The sequence below is a fragment of the Streptomyces sp. NPDC111802 genome, from assembly GCF_055634335.1.
Genome location: NZ_JBVKCZ010000008.1, coordinates 1 through 22,319, shown reverse-complemented (window position 1 = coordinate 22,319; position 22,319 = coordinate 1). Strand labels below are relative to the sequence as shown.

Sequence of the window (22,319 nt, the reverse complement as noted above, 5' to 3'; positions counted from 1 at the left end):
ACCTCGTGTCGCGGCAGACCGTCTCACAGCAGTTGCGAGGCGATGAACCCGACCAACTCCGCTCTCCTCGGGGTGAGATAGAAGTGGTTTCCCGCGAAGACCCGGACGTCCAGCGCCTCCGTCGTGACGTCCGACCACGCCGCCAGGTCCTCCACCGCGCACGCGGGGTCGCGGTCGCCGCCACAGGCCGTGACGGGAACCGCCAGCCGGTGCAGACGAGTCGGGCGGTACGCCGCCAGCAGCCCGAAGTCCGCCCGTAGGGACGGCATGATCACCGGCCGCAGCGCCGGGTGTTCGTAGAGCGCGGCACCCTCGGGATCCAGCCTGCGGATGTGGGCCAGGATCTCGGTGTCGGTCGGGGCCGGGCGCGGCGCCAGTTCCTGCGGGAGCCGGGGCCTGGTCCGGCCCGACACGATCAGCCGGGTGAGGGTGCGGGCGGGGACCTCCTCCAGCCGTTGGGCCACCTCGTAGGCCACCGCCGACCCCATGCTGTGCCCGAACAGGGCCAGCGGCATCTCGTCCGCCAACTCGTCCAGCAGGGACCTCGTGATCGCGTCCGCCAGCTCGTCCATCGTGGTCGGGCACGGCTCGGACAGGCGGTCCTGGCGGCCGGGGTACTGCACCGACAGCACCTCGATCTCCGGTGGCGTCAGCGTCGCCCACTCGTGGAAGGATCCCGCCGTGCCGCCCGCGTGCGGAAAGCACAGCAGGCGGATCTTCGCGCCGGGCGCGCTCACGCCCCTGAGCCAGCGGGTGCGGATGCCGGGGACGGTCATGCCTCCGCCTCGAACTCGGCGAGCAGGGCGTCCAGGGCGTCGTCCGCTTCCCCGTTCTGCTTCATCTCCACCATGCGTGTCGTCATGTCCTTCAGCGTGATCGGTTCGAGGAACAGCTGGATCGGCACGTCGATGCCCATCTCGTCGCGGAGCCTTCCGGCGAGGTGCACGGCCGTCAGCGAGTCGCCGCCCGCCTCGAAGTAGGTCTGCGCGAGGCCGACCGTGCCGTCGAGTTCGAGCGCCTCGATCACCAACTCGGCGACCCTGGTCTCCAGTTCGCTCTCCTCGCTCTCCGGCGACGGGTCCTCGGGCGCGGGCGTCGGTGCCGCCGGGCCCCTCAGGGTCAGCGCGCCGTAGCTCTCGCCCGCGAACGGGTACGCCGGGAGCCGCACCCGCCGTACCTCACCGTCGAGGGCCGGCCAGGTCACCGCCTCGCCCCTCAGCCAGGCCTCGCCCAGCGGGTCGGCCGTCGCGTCCCGGCGGCCCTCGGCCAGGGCCGTGAGCCTGTCCGCCGCCTCCCGCGCGTCGGCGGCCACGACATAGCCGCGTACGGGCATCCGGGCCCGGCCGGTGCGCAGGGTGTGCGCGACATCGGGCAGCGACGGGGCGTCCGCCTCGCGCAGCCGGATCGCCATCCGGTCGGCCAGAAGGGAGAGTTGCGACTCGGTGCGCGCCGACAGCGGCAGGACCGTCGGCCGGGACCCGGCACCCGAGCGAGCGCGCGGCTCCGGCGCCTCCTGCACCACCACATGCACGTTCGTGCCGCCGATGCCCACCGACGTCACACCCGCCAGCCGGGGCAGACCCGGCCTGCTCGGCCACTCGCACGCCTCGGTCACCAGCCGCAGCGGGGAGTCCCGCAGGGCGGCGATCGGGCTCGTGACGTCCACCGTCGGGGCCAGCGTCGCGTGCTCCAGCATCAGGATCGTCTTGATCAGCGCCGCCGCCCCGGCCGCCGCGTCCGCGTGCCCGATGTTCGACTTCACGGACCCCAGGCCGATGCCGTCCCCGCCGGCGAAGGCCGCGCTCGCCGCCTCCAGTTCGATCCGGTCGCCGAGCTCCGTCCCGGTCCCGTGCGCCTCCACGTACTGCGCCGCCGAGGGCTCCAGCCCCGCCGCCGCCCACGCCTCCGTGATCGCGGCTGTCTGCTGGTCCACCCCCGGAGCGGTGAAGCCGACCTTGCTGGCACCGTCGTTGGTGACCGCCGTGCCCCGGATCACCGCGCGCACCGGGTCGCCGTCGGCCAGCGCGTCCTCCAGCCGGCGCAGCACCAGCACGCCCACGCCGCTGCCCGGCACCGTGCCGGCGGCCTTCTCGTCGAAGGGGCGGCAACGGCCGTCGGGGGAGAAGATCCCGCCCTGGTAGTGGACGTAGCCCTGCCGGCGCACGCCGGCGATGGCCACGCCGCCCGCGAGCGCGGTGTCGCACTCGCCGAGCAGAAGGGCCTGTACGGCGAGATGGACCGCCGTCAGCGAGGTGGAGCAGGCCGTCTGGACCGTCATGCTCGGGCCGTCCAGGCCCAGCCGGTAGGAGATCCACGGCGCCAGGAACTCGCGGTCGGTGAGGATACGGACCTGAAGCGCGCCGATCGACGCCGCGAGCGCCGGGTCCGTCCCGGCGGCCAGCGCGTGTTCCGTCGGGCTGCCGCCCACGTACACGCCCGTGCGGGAGGGGGCGTCCATGGGTGCGCACCCGGCGTCCTCCAGGGCGGACCAGGCGGTCTCCAGCAGCACGCGGTGCTGCGGGTCGAGCGCCGCCGCCTCACCGCGGCCGAAGCCGAACAGCTCGGCCTCGAAACGGTCCGCGTCCGCCAGATACCCCTGGGCGGGGACGTACGCGGGGTTGCGCAGCTCCGCCGGGTCCGCCCCGTCGGCCAGCAGCTCCTTCTCGGTGAAGGCGGACAGGGAGCAGACGCCGTCACGCAGGTGGGCCCAGTACGTGTCGAGGTCGGGGGCGCCGGGGAAGCGTCCGCTCATTCCCACGACGGCCACCGCGGACTCAAGGTCGTGCGGTGCGGCTTCCTCGGTCGTCATCGCGTGGTGCCCTTCCTGGAACGGAGCTTGTGCAGGGCGGCGCGGCGTTCGCTGCCGCGCCGGGCCGCATCCTCGTGGGGTGCGGTGTGCCCGGCCGTACTGTCGAGATGGGCCGCCACCGCGGCCACCGTCGGATACCGGAACAGGTCGATCAGGGTGAGGTCCCGGTGCTCCGGGTGTTCCTGGAGCGCCGCCAGCACGGCCAGCAGCCGTACCGAATTGCCGCCCAAGTCGAAGAAGTTGTCGTGCGCGCCGACCCGGTCCAGGGCCAGCACCTGCCGCCAGACCTCGGCCACCCGTCGCTCGGCGCCGGTGCCCGGGGCGGTGTACGTCTCGCTCAACTCGGGGCGCGAGGAGGGGGGTTGCGGCAGCCGGGGCCGGTCGATCTTGCCGGAGCGGTTCAGGGGGAGTTCCGGCAGGCGTACGAAGACGTCGGGGACCATGTAGCCGGGGAGCCGCTCCGCGAGATGGCCGCGCAGTGCCGCGTCCGGGATATCGGCGGTGGTGACGACGTACCCCACCAGCCGCTGCTCGGCCCCTTCCCCGTGCACCGCCGCCGCAGCCACCGTGACCTCTCGGTGCCCTGCCAGCAGGGCCTCGATCTCGCCGAGTTCGATGCGATAGCCGCGCAGCTTCACCTGGGAGTCGCCCCGGCCGAGGTAGTGCAGGACCCCGTGCGCGTCGATACGGCACAGGTCGCCGGTGCGGTACATACGGCTGCCGGCCGGGCCGTACGGATCGGCGACGAAGCGTTCGGCCGTCATGCCGGGCCGGCCGATGTAGCCGCGGGCCAGGGAGTCGCCGGCGACATACAGCTCACCCGTCACGCCGACCGGGACCGGGCGCAACCGCGCGTCCAGGACGTAGGCCCGGGTGCCCGGCACCGCGTGGCCGATCACCACCGGCTCGCCCGGGCGCAGTTCGGCCGTGGTCGAGTACACAGTGGCCTCGCTGGGGCCGTAGGCGTTGACGATCCGGCGGCCCTCCTCGCCGAGCCGCTCGACCAGCTCGGCCGGACAGGCCTCGCCGCCCACCGCGAGGGTGCGCAGGTCGGGGAGGGCGCCCGGGGCACGGGGGAGTGTCATCGCGGCGGACGGCGGCAGGAAGACGTAGGTGATACGGGAGTCCCGCAGCCGTGCCCGGAGCGCCTCGCCCAGCCGCTCGTCCTCCTGCGCGATGTGCAGCTCCGCGCCCGCGACCCAGGGGAAGAACAGGTCGGACACGGCCACGTCGAAGCCGAACGAGACGAACTGCAGGACGCAATCCTTCTCGGTCACCGGGAACACGGGGCGGACGTTCACGGCGAGGTTGCGCAGTGCGCGGTGTTCGACGGCCACACCCTTGGGGACGCCGGTGGAGCCGGAGGTGTAGAGGACGTAGGCGAGGTCGTCGGGCGCGCACCGCACGGGGGCGAGGGGAGCCACCGCGTCCGTGTCCTCGTCCACACGCAGTTCCGGTACGTCCGTTCCCGCAAGGCCCGTCGTCGTCTGCGCCGTCAGCAGCAGTGACGTGCCCGAGTCGGTGACCATGTAGGCGAGCCGGGCGGTGGGGTGCGCCGGGTCCAGCGGTACGTACGCGGCGCCCGCGCGCAGCACCGCGAGGGCGGCGACGGCCATGTCGGCGCCGCGGGGGAGCAGGAGGCCGACGCGGTCTCCTCGGCGTACGCCGTGTGTTTGCAGCCGGGCTGCGAGGTTGTCGGCGCGCTTCAGCAGGTCGCGGTAGGTCAGGCGTAGGTCGCCGCAGACGAGGGCGGTGGCCTCCGGGCGGGTGGCGGCGCGGTCTGCCACGAGGTCTGGGACCAAGCGCGCCTCGGTAAGTGCCTCGTTGTGCCGTCGGGCGGCTGCGGGTTCGTTGTGGCTGGTCGCGCAGTTCCCCGCGCCCCTGACGGGCGCTGCCGTTCCCTGGGAGAGCAGCCACCGCTTCTCGTCCGACGGGACCATGTCGATCGCCGACACCGGCGTCTCCGGACGGTCCAGCAGCCCCTCCAGCAGCGTCTCGAAGCACCGCACCCATCGCCGTACCGTCTCCGCGTCGAACAGCGCGCTGCGGTGGATCAGATACGCGGCGAGATCCTCCCCCCACCGCTCCACCTGGAGATGGAAGTCGAACTTCGCGGTGTCCAGCGCCACATGAACGCGCTCGGCCTCCGCACCCGCCAGCCGCAGGGTGAGCTCGGTGTCGTCGTCGTAGCCGAACACCACCTGTACGACAGGGTCGTGGCTGATCTCGCGGGCCGGGGCGACCGCGTCCACGACCGCCTCGAACGGGGCGTCCTGGTACGGCTGGGAGTCCAGCAGCGCGGTGCGCAGACGGTCGATCAGGTCGTGGTACGACGGGTCGCCGGACAGGTCGACGCGCAGCGCCAGGGTGTTGGTCAGCATGCCCACCATGTCCTGGAGCTCGGGGCGGTCCCGGCCGGAGACGGGGAAGCCGATCACCAGGTCCTCGGCGCCGGACAGCCGGCCCACGAAGGCGGCGTACGCGGCGAACACCGCCATGAACGGCGTACCGCCGCGCGCCCGAGCCGTCCCGGCGATCCGCTCGCGCACCCCGGCCGGCACCGTGAACCGTTCGGTGCCGCCGGCCGCCGTACGGACCGCCCCGCGCGGCCGGTCCAGCGGCAGCGCTACCGTCTCCGGGGCGCCCCGCAGCCGCTCGGCCCAGTGGGCGACCGAGTCCGCGTACTCGCCCGCCGCCTGCCGTTCCCGCTGCCATGCGGCGAAGTCGGGGAACTGGAGCGGGAGTTCGGGCAGGGTGTGGCGCAGGCCCTTGGTCTCGTTCTCGTAGCCGGCGGACAGCTCGCGCAGCAGCACACCCAGCGACCAGCCGTCGCACACCAGATGGTGGGCGACGAGCAGGACGCGGTGGCTGCCGTCGGCCACGGCGTACAGGGTGCAGCGCAGCAGCGGCCCGGTCGCCACGTCGAAGGGACGGGCGGCCTCCGCGCGCATCCTCGTGTCCACCTCGGCCACCGGCACATCGCGCTCCACACGCGGCTCGGCATGTCCGGCGGCGGACACGATCTGCAGCGGCACCCCGTCGGTGCCGGTGCGGAAGACCGTGCGCAGCGACTCGTGCCGGGCGATCAGCGCATCGAGGGCCCGGCCGAAGGCGGCCATGTCGAACGGCCCGCGCACCACGAAGGCGGCCGGTACGTGATAGGTCGCGGCGCCCGGATCCATGTGGTCCAGGACGAGCAGCCGGGCCTGCGCGTCCGAGGTCGGGAACTCGTATTCCTCGTACTCCTCCTGATCCTCCTGCTTCTCGTGCTCACCGATGATCCCTGTGCCGTCAGCGGTCATCTGCCTGTTCTCCATCCCCCGTGCGGTCGCCGGCCGGTACTGCCCGTGCCGCCACTACGTCCTCCACGGCCGCGGCGATCTCGCCGACCGGCCCCGGCGTGAGCACATCGCTGTGCTCGCAGTCCAGTTCGTGTACGTCCACCCCGGCCGCGCAGGCCCGCCACGCCGCGCTCTTCTCCTCGGTCGTCGCCTCCGCGGCGCGGGTCGCCGAGAAGAGGGTCACCCGGCCGTCGTACGGCGACGGGCGCCAGGCGCGGGCCATCTCGATGTACCGCCCCATGGCGCCGGCCAGGGCGTCGAGCCGCCGCTCGTCGAGGCCGGCGAGGAGGGCGCTGTGCGCGTGGACGCGTGCGACGACCTCGGCGCGCTCCAGCGGGCCGGGCCCGGCCGGCACCCCGGGCAGCGCGTTGCGCAGCAGATTGCTCAGCGCCGCCTGCTCCACCACCGCCGGGTCCAACGGCACCCGCGCCACCTCGGGCGGCTTCGGCATCGCGTCCAGCACGGCCACCAGCGCGACCTCCTCACCGGCCGCCCGCAGCCGCACCGCCAGCTCATGGGCGAAGGGCCCGCCGAAGGAACGGCCCAGCAGCAGATACGGCCCGTGCGGGCGGACCGCCCGGATACGCGGCAGACAATCCTCGGCCAACTCGCCGAGTGTGTCCGGCAGTTGATCGCCGTGCAGCACCGGAGTCTGGAGTGCGTACACCGGCCTGCCGGGGGCGAGATGCGGCAGCAGCGCCGTGTACGCCCAGCCGAGGCCCAGTCCCGGGTGCAGACAGAACAGCGGTGGCAGGTCGCCCTCGCGGCGCAGGGTGAGCAGCGGGGCGTACGCGTCCTCGTCGTCGTCGTCGTCGCCGTCCGTCCGGCCGGCGGTGAGGCGGGTGGCGAGCGCGGCCGGTGTCGGTGCCTCGAACAGCGTGGCGGGCGAGACCGGGGTCCCGAACTCCGCCTGGATCCTCGCGGTCAGCCGCAGGGCGAGCAGCGAGTGGCCGCCATGGCCGAAGAAGTCGGCGTCGGGGCCCAGCGCGACCGCCCCGAGCACCTCGGCGAACAGCGCGCACAGCCGCTGCTCACGACCCGGCCGCGGGATCCGGCCGTGGCCCCGATGCCCGTGCTCCGGCTCGGGTTCGGGCAGCGCGGCCCGGTCGACCTTGCCGTGCGGGGTCAGCGGTACGGCGTCCAGAACGGCCCACGCCGACGGCATCAGATGCGCGGGCAGGGTGCGCGCCGCGTGCTCCCGCACGAGGTCCGGGTCGCCGCCCACGACGTACGCCACGAGCCGCTTGCCGCCGTCGGGCCCCGGGCGCGCGGCGACCACGGCCCGCTCCACGCCGGGGCAGCCGGCCAGGGCGGCCTCCACCTCGCCGGGTTCGATCCGGAAGCCGCGCACCTTGACCTGGTCGTCGCTCCGGCCCAGGAACTCCAGCTCGCCGCCGGGGAGCCGGCGCACCAGATCGCCCGTGCGGTACATGCGGGTACCGGGCGGCCCGTACGGGTCGGCGACGAAACGCTCGGCGGTCTGGCCGGGACGGTTCGGATAACCGTGGGCCAGCCCGGTGCCGGCGATGTACAGCTCGCCCACGGCGCCGGCCGGTACCGGGCGCAGGAGAGGGTCGAGGACGTGGGCGCGCGTGTTGTCGAGGGGGCGCCCGATGGGCACGGACGGGCCGACCTCGTCCGTCACCTGGTGGGCCGTGGCGAACACCGTCGTCTCGGTGGGCCCGTACCCGTTGACCACCCGGGTGCCGGGGCAGCGCTCCCGCACCCGCCGCACCGCCTCGGGCGCCAGGACGTCCCCGCCCGCCCACACCTCGCGCACGGTGCCGAGCACCTCGGGCGCGATCTCCGCGACGGTGCGCAGCAGTTCGGCGGTGAGCCACAGGGCGGTGACCCGCGCTTCGGGCAGCAGCCGCTTGAGGACGTCGGGGGTGACGGGTCCGGGCGGGGCGACGACGACCGTGCCGCCGTTCAGCAGGGGGCCCCAGGTCTCGTAGGTGGCGGCGTCGAAGGTGTGCGGGCTGTGGAGCAGGACCCGCTCGTGCGCACCGCCCGCGAAACGGGAGTCGGCGGCGAGCTCCACGACGGCCCGGTGCGGAGTGACGATGCCCTTGGGTTCGCCCGTCGAGCCGGAGGTGTACATCACACAGGCGGCGGCTTCCGGATGCACCGACACACTCGGCGGCCTACCGGACTCCGGCCCGGCGACGTCCAGCACCCGTATGTCCGGCGGCAGTTGTACGTCCGCTGCCGCGACCGCCACCTTCACCCCGGCCGCCTCCGCCAGCGCCGCCAGCCGCCCCGCCGGTGCCCCCGGATCCAGCGGCAGACAGCATGCGCCCGCCTTCAGCACCGCCAGCTGCGCGACGACCATGCCCACGGACCGGCCCAGCGGCAGCGCGACGGTGTCGCCGGGCCGCACTCCCGCCTCCCGCAGCCGGCCCGTCAGCCGGTCGGACGCCGCGTCGAGACCGACGTACGTCAGCACCTCGCCGTCGGACTCCACGGCCGGCGCGTCCGGTGTCCGGCCCACCTGCTCGGCGAACCGCTCGGGGATGCTCGGCGTCCCCGTCGTCGGACGCACCGGGCCCTCGGCCAGGGCGAGCAGTTGCCGCCGCTCCTGAGGCGGGAGGACGTCGAGCCGGTCGGCCGGTGTGCCGTGGGCGGACGTCAGCGCCGCGAAGGCCTGCACCAGGCGGGCACCGACCGTGGCCGCCGAGAGGCCCCGGCGGCAGCTGATCCGCAGCAGCATCCGCTCTCCGGCGACGACGGCGATCGTCACGGGGTAGTGCGTCGCGTCCCGCGTCTCGACCAGCTCGACGGCCGGGGCGGGGCCTTCGGCGCGCGGGAAGTTCTCGAACGCCAGGACGGTGTCGAAGAGTTCACCCACCCCGGCCGCCCGCTGCACCTGCGACAGCCGTATGTGGTGATACGGCGCCAGCCGAAGCTGCTCCCGCTGCACACGGGCCAGCAACTCGTCGACGCCCTCGCCGGAGCGCAGCCGGATCCGCACCGGCAGCGTGTTGATGAACAGCCCCACCATCCGCTCGACGCCCGGCAGATCATGCGGCCGCCCGGACACGACCGCGCCGAAGACCAGGTCCCCGGCGCCGGTCAGACGGGCCAGGACCAGGGCCCACGCGGTCTGCGCCACGGTGTTGACGGTCACGCCCGCGTCGGCCGCCCGGCGGGTGATCGCGGCCGTCAGCTCGGAAGGCAGCTCGACATCGACGGTGTCCTCCGGGCCGTCGGGTCCGTCCAGCGGCAGCGGTGCGGGCCGCGTCAGTCCGTCCAGCGCCTCGCGCCAAGCGGACTCCGCCCGGCTCTGGTCCTGGCCCCTCAGCCAGACCAGGTACTGCTTGAAGGGCACGACGGGCGGCAGCTCGGCGGCCCCCGTCGTCAGTGCCTCCAGATCGCGCGCGAGCAGCGGCAACGACCATCCGTCCAACAGGATGTGATGGAGCGTCAGCAGCAGGTCGGCACCCTCGTCGTGCCGGACCAGCATCGCCCGTACCAGCGGCGGACGGGCCAGATCGAAGCGGCGGGCCCGGTCCTCGGCCATCAGCCGCGAGACCTCCGCCTCCGTCTCGTCCGGCCTGCGACCCGTGAAGTCGGTCTCCGTCCACGGCAGCCGCACCGCGCGCGGGATCACCTGCACCGGCCGCTCGACGTGCTCGTGCCGAAAGCACGCCCGCAGATTCGGATGCCGTTCCAGCAGCGCGCTCACCCCGGCCCGCAGCGCCTCGGGCGCCGTGTCCGGGCCGGTCCGGAAGCGGGCCTGGACCAGATACGGGTCCGGTCGCTCCGGGTCACGCAGGGCGTGGAAGAGCAGGCCCTCCTGGGCGGGGGAGAGCGGCAGTACGTCGGCGATGCGGCCGCCCATCAGTCGTCCCCCTCTTCTCCGAGGCCGAAGTCCAAGTCGCCCTCCAGCAGGGCGAGCTGGTCCGAGGACAGGTCGACCAGGGGGAAGTCGGAGCTGGTGTGGCCGCCCGTGCCGTCCCGGCGGGCGTGCTCGACCAGGACCTCGATCGCCTCGCACCACAGCCGGGCCAGCTCCAGCACCTCGTCCTCGCCGAGCACCCCGCGCGCGTACGAGAACCCGGCGCTCAGCCGAGGACCCCCACCGTCCCGCTCCAGGACCAGCGCGTCCACCTCCACCGCGTGCCCGAGCGGCAGCGCCTCAGCGGCCATGCCGAGCAGCTCGCCGTCGGCCGTGTCGCCGCCGGAGAACCGGCCCAGGTAGTTGAAACGCAGGTCGGGCACCGGCAGCGCGGCCAGCTTCGGAGCCGTGTCCGGGTTGAGGTACCGCAGCAGGCCCCAGCCGAGACCGGCCGACGGGACCGCCCGCAGCTGCTCCTTGATCTGCTTGAGGGCCTCGCCCGCAGCGTCCCGCGCGGGGCGCCAGAAGTCCGCGCCGAGCGCGGTGCCCGCGTCCAGCCGGACCGGGTACTGGGTGGTGAACCAGCCGACGGTGGTGGAGACATCGGCCGGCCGGGAGAGCCCCTCACGGCCGTGCCCCTCCAGATGGACCAGGAGACCGGTGCCCTGATCCTGGCCCCGGCGCCGTACCGCCGCCGCGGCCAGGGCCGTCAGCAGGACCGCGTCCGCACCGCAGTGGAAGGCCCGCGTCACCTCCGACAGCGCCGCCTCGGTGACCTCGGGCGTCAGCTCGACAGTGAGCACGGCGCGCCGCGCACCGGCGCCCCGCCCGCCCGCGATCCGCGCGTCCGGGCCGCTCAGCGCCCGCTCCCACCAGGAGTACTCCACGTCGGCCGCCTCCGGCCGCACCGCCTCCCGCGCCAGCAGCCGTGCCCAGCGCGCGAAGGACGTACCCGGGGACCGCGGCAGCCGCCGCCCGGCCGTCCCGGCCGCCAGCTCGGGGCCCAGCAGCCGCCAGGACACCCCGTCCACCGCGAGGTGGTGCACCGTCAGCAACAGCAGCCCCGGCCGCTCGGGGCCCGGATCGAGCCAGGTCGCCCGCAGCATCTCCCCCTTCTCCGGATCGAGCCGCGCCGAAGCCGCCAACTCATCGGCCGCCTCCCGCGGATCGGCGCCGACGGCCACCCCGACGCGCTCCACGACCACGTCCGGGACGGCCTCGGGAATCTCCAGCTCCCCGTCCACCAGCCGCATCCGCAGCACGCCGTGCCGCCCGACCAGCCCCCGCACGGCCGCCTCGACGCGCTTCGGCTCCACGCCCGACGGCACCGGAAACACCATCGACTGTGTGAACGCCGCCGCGTCCCCGCCCTGTTCGCGCCACCAGTGCATGACCGGCGTGAGCGGGAAACGCCCCGTGCCGGAGTCCTCCCCGAGGGCGACGTCCGTCACCTCCCGCGCGGTCAGCGCGAGCGCGGCAGGAGTACGGGCCGTGAAGACGTCACGCGGTGTGATGCCGAGCCCCGCCCCCGATGCCCGCCCCGCCAGCTGGATCGCCATGATGCTGTCGCCGCCCAGCCGGAAGAAGTCGGCGTCGGCGCCGACCCGTTCGACACCCAGCACCTCCTCGAACAGGGCGCACAGGGTGACTTCACGTGCCCCCTCGGGCGCCCGCCCGTCGACGCCGGCCCCGCTGTCCGGCGCGGGCAGTGCCGCCCGGTCCAGCTTGCCGTTGGGCGTGAGCGGCAGCTCCGCCAGCACCACCACGTCGGCCGGCACCATGGCGGCGGGCAGCCGACCGGCGACGTACGCCAGCAGCGCGTCCGGCACGGGCTCCGAGCCCGCGCCGCCGACGACGTACGCGACGAGCCGTGGCCTGCCCGGCCGGTCCTCCCGTACGACGGCCACCGCCTGCCGCACCGAAGGGTGCCCGGTGAGCACGGCCGCGATCTCGCCCGGCTCGATGCGATGGCCCCGGATCTTCACCTGGTCGTCGCTCCGGCCCAGGTGCTCCAACTGCCCGTCGTCCCGGCGCCGGGCGAGGTCCCCGGTGCGGTACATGCGCTCGCCGGGCGCCCCGTACGGGTCCGCGACGAACCGCCCGGCGGTCGCCCCCGGCCGGCCCAGATAGCCGTACGCCACTCCCGGCCCCGCCAGATACAGCTCCCCGCACACCCCCGGCGGCACCGGCCGCAGCCGCTCGTCGAGGACGTATGCGCGGGTGCCCGGGAGCGGGGCGCCGATGGGCGGGGCCGTGCCATCGGCGGCCAGCGGGCCGGCGACGGTGGCGGCGACGGTGTACTCGGTGGGCCCGTAGGCGTTGTGGAACCGGCGCCCGGCGCCGGCCCAGCGGGCCACCAGATCCGGCGGGCACGCCTCCGCACCCACGGCCAGGGACCGCAGCTCGGGGTACTCCCCGGCCGGCACGGTCGCCAGCACCGAAGGCGGCAGCAGCGCGCAGCTGATCCGCCGGGTGGTCAGCACGTCCGCCAGCTCCCGCCCGGCCGTCGGGCCGTCGGGCGGGACGACCAGGGTGCCGCCCGAGCCGAACGCCATGCACATCTCGCCCACGGAGATGTCGAAGGCGGGCGAGCCCAGCTGCAGCACCCTGCTGTCCCCGTCCAGCGCGAGCGCGTCGACGAGGCCCCGCGCGAGGGCGGTCAGGCCGGTGTGCGGGACGACGACGCCCTTGGGGCGGCCGGTGGAGCCCGAGGTGTGGATGACGTAGGCGGGCGTCGACGGGTCCAACTCGTCCCCGGCGAGCGGCTGTTCGTCGTATGCCCGCTCGTCGAGCACGAGCGTGGGGATGCCCGTCTCCGGGAGCGCCCCGGGTTCGCCGGTCACCACCAGGACCGGCGTCGCGTCCTCCAGGGCGAGCCGGATCCGCTCCGGCGGGTGGTCGGGGTCGATCGGCAGATGGGCCGCGCCCGTGCGCTGGATCGCCAGCAGCGCCGGGACCGTGGCCGCCGTACGGCCCAGCGCGAGGGCGACGACACGGCCGGGACCGGCGCCGTGCCGGGTCAGGTACGCGGCCAGCCGGTTCACGCGGTCGGTCAGTTCGGCGTACGTCAGCCGCAGGCCCTCGGCCTCCAGCGCCGGTGCGTCGGGGGTGCGGGCCGCCTGACGGGCCACCAGGTCGGGGAGCGACAGCGGCTCGGGAGCGGGCCCGCCGGAGCCGAGTTCCGCGAGCCGGCGCCGGTGGGCCTCCGGCACCAGGCCGGCCTCGGCGAGCGGCACCTCCGGGTCGGCGGTGAAACGGCGCAGCAGCTCCAGGTAGGCGTCCGTCCAGTGGCGTACGGCGTCGGCGTCGAAGAGGGCCGTACGGATCTCGAAACTGCCGTCCATCGTGTCGTCGTCGGCGTCCCGGACGATGCCCACGAGGTCGTGCTCACCGCCCGTGTGGATCCGCTCCGGCTCGCTGAACTCCCGCAGGGCGGCCACGCTGCGCTGCTGGGTGAGGTGCATGAACACCCACTGGAACAGCGGGGAGCGCCCGGCGCTGCGGTCGGGCGCGACCGCCGAGACGATCCGGCCGACCGGCACGTCGGCGTTGGCCATCAGCTCGGGGAAGTCGCCCGCGAACCGGGCCAGCACATCGGCGAAAGAGTCCCCGGGCCGGATCCGCCAGCGGGTCGGGACGGCGTTCATGACGTACCCGATGACCCGCTCCAGGCCCTTGGCCGCCCGGTTGGCCGTCGGGGTGCCGAGCACCAGGTCGTCGGCGCCCGTGAGGCGGTGCGCCAGAACCGCGAAGGCCGCCATCAGGACGACGTACACCGAGGCGCCGCGTTCCCGGGCCAGGGCCCGTACGGCCCGGGCGGTCGGGGCGTCGACCTTGAACGGCACCTGTGCGATGCCCTCCGCGAGGTCCGTTCCGCCGCCCGGCACGGTGAGCGCCCCCGGCGGCTCGGCGAGGTAGCGGCGCCAGAAGTCCAGCCGCGCCTCGAAGACACCGGCCTCCTCCAGCTCGCCCTGCCAGGACGCGAAGTCGGCGTACTGGATGCGCGGCCGGGCCGACTTCGGTTCCGTACCGGCGCGCAGCGCGCGGTGGGCCTCGGCGAACTCGGCCTGGAGCACGTCGAAGGACCACCAGTCGGCGATGACGTGGTGCAGGCTCAGCATCAGCGTGGTCCGCCGGTCGTCGACCGTGACGAACCGGGCCCGCATCAGCGGCTCGCCGGCCAGGTCGAAGGGACGGCGCCGGAAGGTCTCGAAGGCCTCGGCGATGGTGGTGCCGGTGCCCCGCAGGTCCTCCCGCTCCAGCCGGAAGCGTTCCTCGGGCGGGAAGGTGACGCTCAGCGCGCCCGGTTCGCCGCCGATGCGGGCCCGCAGGATGTCGTGGTCCTTGCGGACCAGCGTCAGCGCGGTCTCCAGCAGGCGCGCGTCGACCGGCTCCTCGAAATGGTAGGCACAGCACAGGTTCAGGGCCGGAGTGCCGGGATACAGCGACTCGTACACCCACAGGTCCTGCTGAGCCGGACTGAGCCGCACCGGCCCGTCCCCGTCGCGCGGCGGTACGACCGCCGGGACCAGCCCCGCCTGCCCGGACTCCACGAGCCGCCGCATGAGCCGGACGCGCTGCTCACCGCTGAGCGCGCTGAAGCGGTCCGCCATCGATGCGCCCGACGGGGCGGTCATGCCACGCCCTCCCGTCATGCCACGTCCTCCCGCAGTTCCGCCAGCCGGTGCAGCCCGGCCAGCACCTCGTCACGGCCGAGGCCGAAGTCCACGAAGCAGGCGACCTCGTCACAGCCCAGCTCGCGCAGATCGGCGAGCATCTTCCGGCAGGTCGCGGCGGAGCCGAGCAGACTGCCCCAGGTCAGATAGCGGTGGAAGGCGAACTCGGCGAGCATCGCGGTCTGTTCGTCGGTCAGTTCCGCCGTCGCCCGGTCGGCCGTACGGTTGGCCGTGGTCTGCCGGACGTACGACCGCAGATACCGCTTCAGCGGTACGGCGGTCAGCCGCCGCGCCTCCTCTTCGTCCGCGCCGACGAAGGTGTGCGCCATGAGCGTCACCCGGCCGTGCGCGTCGGTGCCGCCCTGGTCGGGGGCGGCGGCGCAGGCGGCCCGGTACCGGGCGATCTTCTCCGCCAGCTCCTCCCGGCTCTGCCCGACGGTCGCCCCGAGCACCCCGGTGCGCAGCCGTCCGGCCGCCTCCCAGGTCGCCGGGTTGCCCGAGCTGGTCAGCCACAGGGGCAGGGTCTCCTGCACGGGCCGGGGCTGCGGCTGCACGGCGACCGAGGCGCCGGTGCCGTCGGTGAACTCGGCCGCCTCGCCCGCCCACAGCCGCCGCAGCAGCGGGATGTCCCGCAGGGTCCGCTCACGGCGGCCCTCGTAGTTGCCGGGCGCGAGCACGAAGTCGGCGGAGTGCCAGCCCGTCGCCGCCGACAGCCCGATCCGGCCGTGCGAGAGGTTGTCGACGACCGCCCAGTCCTCCGCGATCCGCAGCGGGTGGTGCAGCGGCAGGATCACGCTGCCCGCCCGGATGTTGATCCGCTCGGTGGCCACCGCGAGCGCCGCGCTGAGCACCGGAGGGCTGGGGAACACCTGCCCCACCTGCTGGAAGTGCCGCTCCGGCGTCCAGATCGCGTGGAAGCCGAGCCGGTCCGCGGTACGGGCGACGGTGAGGATGTCGTCGTAGGCCTCGCTGTGCCGCGGCGGGCCGCCGGCCGGGGAGCCGACGGGCGTGTCGGCGCCGAAGAACATCACGCTCAGGTCCATGGCACCTGCTTCGGGGTGGAGGGAGTGGAGGGGCCGGAGGGGGCGGAGCCGGTACGGCCGTCGCGGCCGGGCTGCCGGGGAACGCGTGGCCGGCGCGGGATGGGCGCCGGTGCCGCGGGTGCCTCGGCCGGCGACCGCTCCAGCTCGGCGGCCAGGGCGGCGACGGTGGGCGAGGTGAACAGCTGGGCGGCGGTCACCGTGCGCCCGGCGCCGGTGAGGCGGGCCGCGACCCGTACCGCGCGCAGGGAGTTGCCGCCCAGCCGGAAGAAGTCGTCTTCGGGGCCGATGTGCTCCACGCCGAGGACATCGGACCAGACCGCGGTGATCTCCCGGTGCAGGGTGGAGTCCGCCGGGGTGCCGGCCGTGCGGGCCGGGGCGAGCACCGCGTCCCGGGCGGCGTCCGCACGCCGGGGAGGTTCGGGCAGCGGGAGCCGGGACAGCGGTACGTCCGGCTCGGCGGCGGCCGCGCGCAGCGCCTCGACGACCGCGTCCGCCAGCCACTCGACGAACTCCGGCGCCAGACAGGAGGTCCGGTACTCGAAGACCAGCGTCATACCGTCCGGCGCGCCCGACGCGTCGTGGTCGTCCGTCACGTCCACCAGCAGCTCGAACCGCGCGGTGCCGGTGCGCAACGGCTCCACACCGGCCTCGGCGCCGGGCAGATCCACCTCGGCGCGGACGTTGTTCTGCAACGCCAGCACCACCTCGGTGAACGGCTGCCGCCCGGGTTGCCGCACCGGGTTGAGCGCGTCCACGACCTCCTCGAACGGCACGTCCTGATGGGCGAAGGCGTTCAGCGCCGCCTCCCGGACCCGGGCGAGCAGATGCCGGGCCGTGGGGTCGCCGGAGGCGTCGGTGCGCAGCACCAGCATGTTGACGAAGAACCCGACGACATCGTCCACCGAGCCGTCGTGCCCCCGCCCGGCGACCGGCGACCCCACCGCGAGATCCTCGCCGGCCCCCGCACGACGAAGGGCCGTCGCCAGGGCGGCGTGCAGCGCCATGAACAGCGTCGCGCCCTCCGCCCGCGCGACATCGACGATCCGCCCGTGCGCCGCCGCGTCCAGCCGCCGTACGACGGTGGCGGCGTCCCGGCCCGGCACGGCGGGCCGTCCGGGACGGCGCGGGAGCAGCGGCCCGCCGGCCGGGAGCTCGGCCAACTCCTTGCGCCAGAAGGCGAGTTGGTTCGCGACGAGGGACCCCGGTGCGTCCGCCGAGCCGAGCCGCCGCCGCTGACGGCGCGCGAAGTCGGCGTACGGCACGGGCAGAGGGGGCAGCTGCGGTTCGGCGCCGGAGGTCCGGGCGGCGTACGCGCGCGAGAGGTCCCGGAACAGCGGGGGCAGCGACCAGCCGTCGCCCGCGATGTGATGCAGCACGAGCAGGAGAGCGTGCTCGCCGGGCCGGTCGACGACACTGAAGAGCACGGCGTGCAGCGGGAGTTCGACGGAGAGGTCGAAGCGGTGCCGGGCGGCTTCGGTGACCGCCTTGGTCAACTCACCCGACCCGACGTCGACCTGCCGCAGTCGAGGCAGCGCCGCGGCGCCCTCCAGCACCCGCTGTCCCGGCTCGCCGTCCCTCGCCTCGAACACGGTTCGCAGCGCTGTCTGCCGGACGGCCACGTCCCCGAGGGCCGCCCGCAGCGCCTCGGCATCGATGTCGCCGCGCAGCCGCACTAGCACCGGCAGGGTGTAGGCGGTCCCCGCGTCGACCCGGTCGAGGAACCAGAGGCGACGCTGGGCGTACGACAGGGGCAGCGCGGCCGTGTCCGACAGGGGGGCAACCGCCTTGGCCGGTTCGCCCTGCTCGGCCTTGTCCACGTGCGGCGCCAGCGCCGCCGGCGTCCGGCACTCGAACAGCGTCCGTACGCCGACCTGCGCGCCGAGCGTCAGCTGGATCCGTCCCAGCAGCCGCGCCACCATCAGCGAGTTGCCGCCGAGCGCGAAGAAGTCGTCCTCGGGACCGACCGACGCCACCCCCAGCACCTCGGAGAACAGCCCGCACAGCGCCGCCTCGACCGCGCCTGACGGCTGTCGTGCGGCCTCCGACGCGAGCGAGCCGGTGATCGGACCGGGCTCCGGCAGGGCGGCACGGTCCAGCTTGCCGTTGGCGGTCAGGGGCAGGGCGTCCAGGAGCACGAAGGCGGCCGGGACCAGGTAGTCGGCCAGCACACGCGCCGCGTACTCGCGTACGTCACCTTCGGAGAGTTGATGTTCCCCGCGGGGGACGACGTAGGCGATGAGCCGCTTGTCACCTGTGCCGTCGGGCCGCGCGACCACGGCGACCCGGAGGACGTCCGGGTGTCGCGCCAGGACCGTCTCCACCTCGCCGGGCTCCACCCGGAACCCGCGGATCTTCACCTGGGAGTCGGCCCGCCCCAGATACTCCAGCACGCCGTCGGCCCGGCGTCGCACCTGGTCCCCGGTGCGGTACATCCGGCCACCGGCGGGCCCGTACGGGTCGGCGACGAACCGCTCGGCGGTCAGCTCGGGGCTGCCGCAGTAGCCGAGCGCGACACCTGCCCCGGTGGCGTACAGCTCACCCGTCTCGCCGTCCGCGACGGGCCGCAGCCGCGCGTCGAGCACCCGGAGCTGTTTGCCGGCCAGCGGGCGGCCGATCGGCACCGGCCCGCCGTCCCGCACCTCCTCGGCGGTGACCGGATGGACGGTCAGGAAGACCATGCCCTCGACCGGGCCGTAGCCGTTGCTCAGCCTCAGCCCGGGGTGACGCTCCAAGGCGCGGGACGCGTGCGCGGGCGACATGGGCTCCCCGCCGACGATCAGTTCGCGTACGCCGGCGAGGGCTCGCGGGTACTCGTCGACGACCACGTGGAACAGGGACGCGGAGAGATAGACGGAGGTGACGGCATGGCGTTCGACCAGGCCGGCGATCACCACCGGGTCGGGGCGCTGCCCCGGGTGCAGTACGCACAGGCCGCCGTTCAGCAGCGGGCCCCACAGCTCCATCGCGAACGCGTCCCAGGACACCGGGGAGCACTGCAGCCACACAGCGCCGGCCCCGAAGGAGGCGAAGTCCTGCCCGGTCAGCGTCCCGGTGATCGCCGCGTGGGAGGCGACGATGCCCTTCGGGCGGCCGGTCGAGCCGGAGGTGAACATCACGCAGGCGGGGTCGTGCGGCCGTATCGCGACCTGGCCGGGCTCCAGGGGCCGTACCCCCTCGGCGTCCTCGACGGCGATCTGCTGGGCGGCGTCCATCGGTTGGCGGCTTCCGCGCCGGGACACCACCACTGCGATCCCGGCGTCGGCGGCCATCCCGCGCAGCCGTTCCGCCGGGAAGTCCGGGTCGAGCACCACATAGCCGGCGCCGGCCTTGAGCGTACCCAGCAGTGCCACCGCCATCTCGGCGGACCGCTCCAGGTGGACGCCCACCAGGGCCCCCGGACGCACACCGTGCCGCCGGAGCAGTGCGGCCAACCGGGCGGCGCGGGCGTCGAGTTCGCCGTAGCTCAGCCGTTCGTCGCCGGACACCAGCGCGGTCGCCGCCGGAGTCCGCCGAGCCTGTTCCTCGAAGAGTTCATGCACCCCGTGCAACGCCCCCGTTGCCCCCTTCTCAGGCATCTGCGGCCGAGCGGGTGGGACATATGTCCGTCCAACGATCCTCGACGTAGGCGAGGCAGTCGGCGCGGCTGCTCGCGGTCAGCGCCACGTCCCACCCGTCCGGCACGGTGATCCCATCGGGCCAGAGCGAGAACTGCCCCTGGGCGTTGGTGAGAACGAGGTAGGTACTGTTCTCGTCCTCGAACGGATTGGTGGTCATGGTCAGCCCTCCACGAGCGTTTTGGTCTCGGGGTTCTCGGGGTTGTCGCGATTCCCGGGTTTGTCGCGGTTCTCCGGGGTTTCGGGATCGCCGGGGCGCCCGGAGTCTTCCTCGGAATCGGTGGAGTCCGCCGAATCGGCCGCCGCGTCCGGCAGCAGCGAGTCGATGTCCCGTACGGTGCGCCGGGACATGCACAGCACCGCGACCGTGATGCCGCACAGACCCGCGATGAGCAGCATGGCCGCCATACCGCTGCCCGGTCCGTCCCCCACCAGCGGCCCGAGCACGACGAAGACGCCGGTGCCGTCCGCGGCCCGCGGTTCGAAGACATGGTCGGCGAGCGGGCCGGACACGGCCGTGGCCAGCGGAACGGAGATCTGCGACAGGAACATCACCGCGCCGAAGACCCGCCCGTGCCACTCCTGGTCCACCTTGGTCTGCACGATCGCCTGCATCACGCCGTTGATCATCGGCATCAGCGCGGCGCCCACGAGAATGGCCGCGCACCAGCCGACCACGCCGCCCGCCAACGCCATCGCCACCTGGGCGGACAGACACATCCCGATGATCCCGAGCAGCATGCCCCGGGCCCGGTTCCGCGGCCCGCTCCAGGCCGCCATCAGCAGTCCGCCGGCCACCCCGCCGACCCCGATCGCGGTGTTGACGCTCGCCAGCGCCGAGGTCTCGCCGCCGGACCGGGCCAGGACCATGGGCTGTACGGCGGCGAAGCCGAACACCATGACCAGGTTGACCAGGCAGAAGGCCAGCATCAGATCGCGCAGGCTCGGATGGCGGAAGAGGAAGCGCATCCCCTCGACGGCCTCGGTGACGAGCCTCTTGCGCGGGGCGCCGGCCGGCTTCGGCCCGGGACCGGTGTCCCCTCGCAGCCGTACGAACCGGATCGCGGCCAGCGCGACGGCGAAGCTCACCAGGTCGGCGACGATGATGAAGCCGAGCCCGGAGAACGCCACCAGCAGGCCGCCCAGCGCCGGACCGCCGACGTCCGCCGTGCTCTTGGCGCTCGCCAACAGGCTGTTCGCGCGTTGCAGTTGGCGCTTGTCCACCAGCAGCGGAACGGCGGCCCCCAGGGCCGGGAACTGGAAGGCGGCGGCGCAGCCGAGCAGCATCACCGCCCCGTAGACCTCCCAGGTGTGCAGTCCACCGGTGAAGTGCAGGACGCCGAGCAGCGCCACGACCAGCAGCCCGCCACCGTCCGCGAGCTGTAGCGCGGTACGCCGGTTGACGCGGTCGACGAAGGCTCCGGCGAGCGGGCTCAGCAGCACCTGGGGGAGCAGGGCGCACAGCGAGAGCGTGGTCAGCGCGGTGGCCCGGCCGGTGGCCGACCAGGTCTCGAAGACGAAGGCGAACCTCAGGACGGAATTGCCGACCAGGGATATCGCCTGCCCGCTCCAGACGAGCATGAAGGGACCCATGCCGGTGAACCGGCCGGTCCTGCCCCCGTCGTGCGCGGTGTCGTCGTGCGAGCGCGCCGTATCGGCCACCTGCGTACCCCCGTCGAATGTGGCTTCCGGTCGAGAACCCTAGTTCGAAATGGCCTGTCGTATACACCGAACCCGAACACGTGGCAGTCACCTCGTAGACATCTACGAACAATTGACGACACATTGATGATCGCGGTCTCGGACAGCCGGCCCGTGCCGTCTCCCCGGGCCCTTCGTCAGGGGTGTCTTTCGTGTGGTGGTTGACCGATCGGCTGGCCCACCAACTGCGGTCTCTCTAGGATGTGTTGCCGGCGAGGTGATCTCCTCGGCCGTCCTGCCCCTGGGGGAAGCCATGGAGCCTGGAAAGCAGCTGTCCACGTCGATCGATGCCACGGTCCCCACGGCCGCGCGCATGTACGACCACTACCTCGGAGGCAAGGACAACTACGCCTCGGACCGAGCCGCCTGTGAGGAGCTGGACAAGGTCGTCCCCAGCACCCGCGCCCTCGCGCTGAACAACCGGCGCTTCCTCCAGCGGGTCGTCGGGACGCTGGCCGGCGACTATGGCATCCGCCAGTTCCTCGACCACGGCTCCGGTCTGCCGACCCAGGACAACGTCCACCAGGTCGCACAGCGCATCGACCCGTCCTCGCGCGTGGTGTACGTCGACAACGACCCCATGGTCCTGGTCCACGGCCGTGCCCTGCTGGACCAGAACGACAACACCGCCGTCATCCACGCCGACATGCGCGAGACCGACGCCATCTTCTCCCACGCCGACACCAAGCGCCTGATCGACTTCTCGCAGCCGGTGGCGGTGCTGTTCAACTCGGTGTTCCACTGCATCCCCGACAGCGACACGGACGGCCCGCTCGCCGTGGCCCGCCGGGTGCGCGAGCGCCTCGCGCCCGGCAGCTTCATGGTGATGTGCCAGCTGGTCAGCGAGGACCCCAAGGTCCGCGAGTTCGTCACCGACTTCATGGACCAGGCGACCCAGGGACACTGGGGCCGGGTGCGTCAGGAGAAGGACGTCGCGGAGTACTTCGACGGTCTGGAGATCCTGGAACCCGGCCTGGTGGAGGTCTCCACCTGGCGCCCCGACACCGAGGTGGCACCGCGCCAGCTCACCCAGGAGTGGATCGAGTTCGGCGGCGTGGGCCGGCTGCCGTAGCAGAACTCACCACGGTGTCCGGCACGGCATCGCCGTTCCTTACGACTGCGGGGAGTACCGCTCCATCGTCTCGCGCAGCCGCTGAACCGACTCGCGCGGGTTGAGGGCCTCGTCGCCCAGACGGTCCAGGGCGAGCCGGTACTCCTCGGTCTCGTCGCGGTCCTCAAGGAAGGCCGCGCTCTTGATGTGCTCCAGATAGACGATGTCGGGCAGATCGATGCCGCC

At 73.7% G+C, this 22,319-nt stretch carries 11 protein-coding genes; 1 reads left to right on the top strand and 10 read right to left on the bottom strand.

All coding sequences use genetic code 11. The annotated features are described in order from the left end of the window. Nucleotides 1-23: 23 nt before the first annotated feature. Genes ACZ7NC_RS10525 through ACZ7NC_RS10485 form a run of 9 tightly spaced genes read right to left on the bottom strand, consistent with a single transcriptional unit; the run spans nt 24 to nt 20,983 of the window. On the bottom strand, nt 24-776 hold the full coding sequence (locus tag ACZ7NC_RS10525) for a thioesterase II family protein (RefSeq protein WP_471486757.1): 753 nt from the start codon (nt 774-776) through the stop codon (nt 24-26). After that, nucleotides 773-2,809 carry a beta-ketoacyl synthase N-terminal-like domain-containing protein gene (locus ACZ7NC_RS10520; RefSeq protein ID WP_471486755.1) on the bottom strand — a complete coding sequence of 679 codons (2,037 nt, stop codon included), beginning with the start codon at nt 2,807-2,809 and terminating at the stop codon, nt 773-775. The genes ACZ7NC_RS10525 and ACZ7NC_RS10520 overlap by 4 nt, the downstream gene beginning before the upstream one ends. Further along, complete coding sequence (locus ACZ7NC_RS10515; protein WP_471486753.1) at nt 2,806-6,111, bottom strand: non-ribosomal peptide synthetase; 3,306 nt, start codon at nt 6,109-6,111, stop codon at nt 2,806-2,808. The genes ACZ7NC_RS10520 and ACZ7NC_RS10515 overlap by 4 nt, the downstream gene beginning before the upstream one ends. Beyond that, a complete protein-coding gene (locus tag ACZ7NC_RS10510) occupies nt 6,101-9,991 on the bottom strand; it encodes a non-ribosomal peptide synthetase (RefSeq protein WP_471486751.1) in 3,891 nt (1,296 codons plus the stop codon). Before ACZ7NC_RS10510 ends, ACZ7NC_RS10515 begins: the two co-directional genes overlap by 11 nt. Continuing rightward, nucleotides 9,991-14,625 (bottom strand): amino acid adenylation domain-containing protein, encoded by a 4,635-nt coding sequence (locus ACZ7NC_RS10505; RefSeq protein ID WP_471486749.1) that lies wholly within the window; start codon nt 14,623-14,625, stop codon nt 9,991-9,993. Before ACZ7NC_RS10505 ends, ACZ7NC_RS10510 begins: the two co-directional genes overlap by 1 nt. Nucleotides 14,626-14,639: 14 nt before the next feature. Further along, nucleotides 14,640-15,707 carry a MupA/Atu3671 family FMN-dependent luciferase-like monooxygenase gene (locus ACZ7NC_RS10500; protein WP_471486747.1) on the bottom strand — a complete coding sequence of 356 codons (1,068 nt, stop codon included), beginning with the start codon at nt 15,705-15,707 and terminating at the stop codon, nt 14,640-14,642. After that, nucleotides 15,698-19,246, bottom strand: coding sequence for an amino acid adenylation domain-containing protein (locus ACZ7NC_RS10495; protein ID WP_471486745.1), 3,549 nt, complete (start codon nt 19,244-19,246; stop codon nt 15,698-15,700). Before ACZ7NC_RS10495 ends, ACZ7NC_RS10500 begins: the two co-directional genes overlap by 10 nt. Nucleotides 19,247-19,274: 28 nt before the next feature. After that, complete coding sequence (locus tag ACZ7NC_RS10490) at nt 19,275-19,481, bottom strand: MbtH family protein (protein ID WP_471486743.1); 207 nt, start codon at nt 19,479-19,481, stop codon at nt 19,275-19,277. A 2-nt stretch (nt 19,482-19,483) separates the two neighbouring features. Continuing rightward, the gene (locus tag ACZ7NC_RS10485; RefSeq protein WP_471486741.1) at nt 19,484-20,983 is read right to left on the bottom strand and encodes an MFS transporter; all 1,500 of its coding nucleotides are present in this window, start codon (nt 20,981-20,983) and stop codon (nt 19,484-19,486) included. Between the two features lie 292 nt (nt 20,984-21,275). Between ACZ7NC_RS10485 and ACZ7NC_RS10480 the strand changes: the two genes are divergently transcribed. Beyond that, nucleotides 21,276-22,094 (top strand): SAM-dependent methyltransferase, encoded by an 819-nt coding sequence (locus ACZ7NC_RS10480; protein ID WP_471486739.1) that lies wholly within the window; start codon nt 21,276-21,278, stop codon nt 22,092-22,094. A 39-nt stretch (nt 22,095-22,133) separates the two neighbouring features. On the opposite strand, the gene ACZ7NC_RS10475 is transcribed toward ACZ7NC_RS10480, so the two are convergent. After that, nucleotides 22,134-22,319 (bottom strand): Scr1 family TA system antitoxin-like transcriptional regulator (locus tag ACZ7NC_RS10475; protein WP_471486737.1); only part of this gene is annotated, 186 nt, incomplete at its 5' end.

Excerpts from the sequence above, each read along its gene's own strand:
- ACZ7NC_RS10490 (WP_471486743.1), bottom strand. The coding sequence starts at position 19,481 with ATGACCACCAATCCGTTCGAGGACGAGAACAGTACCTACCTCGTTCTC.
- ACZ7NC_RS10505 (WP_471486749.1), bottom strand. The coding sequence starts at position 14,625 with ATGACCGCCCCGTCGGGCGCATCGATGGCGGACCGCTTCAGCGCGCTC.
- ACZ7NC_RS10525 (WP_471486757.1), bottom strand. The coding sequence starts at position 776 with ATGACCGTCCCCGGCATCCGCACCCGCTGGCTCAGGGGCGTGAGCGCG.
- ACZ7NC_RS10480 (WP_471486739.1), top strand. The coding sequence starts at position 21,276 with ATGGAGCCTGGAAAGCAGCTGTCCACGTCGATCGATGCCACGGTCCCC.
- ACZ7NC_RS10500 (WP_471486747.1), bottom strand. The coding sequence starts at position 15,707 with ATGGACCTGAGCGTGATGTTCTTCGGCGCCGACACGCCCGTCGGCTCC.
- ACZ7NC_RS10515 (WP_471486753.1), bottom strand. The coding sequence starts at position 6,111 with ATGACCGCTGACGGCACAGGGATCATCGGTGAGCACGAGAAGCAGGAG.
- ACZ7NC_RS10520 (WP_471486755.1), bottom strand. The coding sequence starts at position 2,809 with ATGACGACCGAGGAAGCCGCACCGCACGACCTTGAGTCCGCGGTGGCC.
- ACZ7NC_RS10510 (WP_471486751.1), bottom strand. The coding sequence starts at position 9,991 with ATGGGCGGCCGCATCGCCGACGTACTGCCGCTCTCCCCCGCCCAGGAG.